The 2557-nt window shown below is 72.5% G+C and carries 3 protein-coding genes and 1 pseudogene; 3 read left to right on the top strand and 1 reads right to left on the bottom strand.

Annotation, left to right across the window (positions count from 1 at the left end; genetic code table 11):
• Positions 1 to 267, bottom strand: a pseudogene (locus AB0M20_RS37640) (nitrate reductase); the annotation flags it as partial.
• A gap of 136 nt (positions 268 to 403) precedes the next feature.
• Between AB0M20_RS37640 and AB0M20_RS37635 the strand changes: the two are divergent.
• The 3 genes from AB0M20_RS37635 (at position 404) to AB0M20_RS37625 (ending at position 2442) form a co-directional block, all read left to right on the top strand.
• On the top strand, positions 404 to 1408 hold the full coding sequence (locus tag AB0M20_RS37635) for an alpha/beta fold hydrolase (protein WP_364305590.1): 1005 nt from the start codon (positions 404 to 406) through the stop codon (positions 1406 to 1408).
• A 67-nt stretch (positions 1409 to 1475) separates the two neighbouring features.
• The gene (locus AB0M20_RS37630) at positions 1476 to 2123 is read left to right on the top strand and encodes a methyltransferase domain-containing protein (RefSeq protein WP_364305588.1); all 648 of its coding nucleotides are present in this window, start codon (positions 1476 to 1478) and stop codon (positions 2121 to 2123) included.
• A gap of 19 nt (positions 2124 to 2142) precedes the next feature.
• Positions 2143 to 2442, top strand: a complete 300-nt coding sequence (locus AB0M20_RS37625; RefSeq protein ID WP_364305585.1) for a hypothetical protein — start codon at positions 2143 to 2145, stop codon at positions 2440 to 2442.
• Positions 2443 to 2557: the final 115 nt, after the last annotated feature.

The following is a 2557-nucleotide window of genomic DNA, read 5'->3' as shown; positions in this document are numbered from 1 at the left end:
CTGCCAGCCGTACAGGTCCTTGGGCCCGAGCCGGCCACGGTTGACCCGGTCGCCGGGCCGGCCGCGGACCCCCACGATGCGCCGGTCCTTGACCGCGATGTCCATCGCGTCGCCGTTCGAGTGCAGGATCGACGCGGACTGCACCCAGCGGTCGACGTCCGCCTCCCGCAGCCCGTCCGCCAGGTGCATGTCGACGCGGGCGGGCCAGCTGTCGCCCGGTCCGTAGGGTGTCCGCTCGCCCCAGGGGTCGGCGATCCGGTCAGCCATGGCGCATCCCCTCCCGAGTGGTCTCAGCGGCGGACCGGACCGGCATCGGGAGCCGGTCTCCCGGTTGACCGCCGTCACCAGCACTACAGCACAAAGGCGACGGAACCGCTCGGGTGGGGTGAGCGACAATCGGGTGGTGAAACAGCAGGTGGACCGGGTGGTGCTGGCCGACGGCACCGTCGTGGCGTACGCCTCGGCCGGTGCGGGCCGGCCGCTGGTCTACGTGATGGGCTGGCTCACCCACCTCGAACTGAGCTGGGAGATGCCGGCCGAGCGGAGGCTCTACGAGGCGCTGGCCCGCGGTGGCCGGCTCGTGCGCTACGACCGCGCCGGGTCCGGGCTGTCGGCGGCCGTCGACCGCCCACCGTCGATGGAGTTCGAGCTCGAGCAGCTGGCCGCGGTCGCAGCGGTCCTCGGTGAGCCGTTCGACCTGATGGGCACGTCGATGGGCGCCCCGGTGGCCGTGGCGTGGGCGGCGGCTCACCCCGGCACCGTTCGGCGGCTGGTGCTCTACGGCGGCTGGGTGCGGGGCGGCGACCTCTCCCCGCCGGGTGTCCGCGAGCATGTCCTGGGCCTGGTCGAGTCGCACTGGGGGCTGGGCTCGGACGTGCTGACCGACATCTTCGCGCCCGACGCCGACCGCTCGTCACGTGCCGAGATCGCCCGCTATCAGCGCGCGTGCTCGAGCGCCGCGACCGCGCGGGCGCTGCTGGCGCTCAGCTACGAGCTCGACGTCAGCGACCTCCTCGGCCGGGTGCGGGCGCCCACGCTGGTGGTGCATCGCACCGGCGACCGCGCGGCACCGGTGGCGCAGGCCGAAGCGCTCGCCGCCGGCATCGACGGTGCCCGGCTGGAGCTGCTGCCCGGCCGGTCGCACCTCCCGTACGCGGGGGACGCCGACGCGCTGGTGCGCGTGGTCCGCCGGTTCCTCGGCCTGCCCCTCGCACGGCGCCGCTCGGACGGGTTGACCGCGCGCCAGCGCGAGGTGGCGGCCCTGGTGAGCCAAGGGTGCACGAACCGCGAGATCGCGACCCGGCTGGGGATCGACGAGCGCTCGGCCGAGGGGCACGTCGAACGGATCCGCCTGCGCCTGGGTTTCCGCTCCCGCGCCCAGATCGCCGCCTGGTACAGCGCGCAGTGATGTCGAGCAGTGAATGTGGGGTAGTTCCACGCCTGTCCCGGCGGCCGGACCGGCGCACGCTCAATGGGTGACCGACAACATCACGGCCTTCGAGCTGCACCGGGCGCGCGGGCCCTTCAACGCCGCGTTCTTCAGCATGATGGGCCCGTACATCGAATGGAACGTGCGCCGGCACAAGCAGCGCGTGTTCGCCGACCTGCCCCGGACGGTCGTCGAGCTCGGCTCCGGGGTGGGTGCCAACCTCCGCTACCTGCGACCGGGATCGACCCTGATCGCCATCGAACCGAACCTCCCCATGCACCGGCGGCTACGGGCCGCTGCCGAGCGCCGCGGCGTACACCTCGACCTTCGCGACCGTCTCGCCGAGGACACCGGCCTTCCCGCCGGGAGCGCCGACGGCGTCATCTCCTCGCTCGTGCTGTGCACGGTGACCGATCCCGCCCAGGTTCTGACGGAGGTCCGCCGCATCCTGCGTCCCGGCGGCACCTTCCGCTTCGTGGAACACGTCGTCGCCCCGGCCGGCAGCCCCACCCGCGCTCTCCAGCGAGCGTTGCGCCGGCCGTGGGCCTGGACCTTCGAAGGGTGCTCGTGCGAGCGGGACCTGGCCGGCCTGCTGCGTGCCGCCGGGTTCGCGCGGGTCGAGATCGAGCCGTACCGGCTGCACTCCCCCTTCATCACCTTCAACACCCAGATCGCGGGCGTTGCCCATGCCTGAGCTTGTCTAGGATCGGCGGGTGCAGACGTCGCAGCAGCTGAAGTGGTACGCGGGCATCGCCGCAGTCTTGTTCGGCATCGTCCCGGTAACGATGATCGCCCTGCTGGTGGCCCGGGACAACACGCCCCGGTCGGTCGGCCTGCTGCTGATCGGGGGTGTGCCGCTGGTGGTGGCCGGGCTGATCAGCGTGGTGCAGGGCTTCCGGGCGACCGATGCGGAGCGCGGGGAGCGCCGGCTGCGCACCGGCATGGCGTTCATCGCCGGGGCGGACGTGCTGCTGCTGGGCGGCAACGCCCTGATCCGCATGGCGGCCGGGTGACCGCAGCCCCGGGCCGCGGACTGTCGGAAGACGGACAGCAACGGGGCATCGGATCCACGGCGAAACCAGTACGGTCTTGCGAGTTCGAATTCGCAATCTCGATTGGACCGAAAAC

The organism is Actinoplanes sp. NPDC051633 (assembly GCF_040681735.1).
Taxonomy (GTDB): Bacteria; Actinomycetota; Actinomycetes; order Mycobacteriales; family Micromonosporaceae; genus Actinoplanes.
Note: the sequence above shows the minus strand (reverse complement) of the source record. Positions and strands in the feature narration are given on the sequence as shown.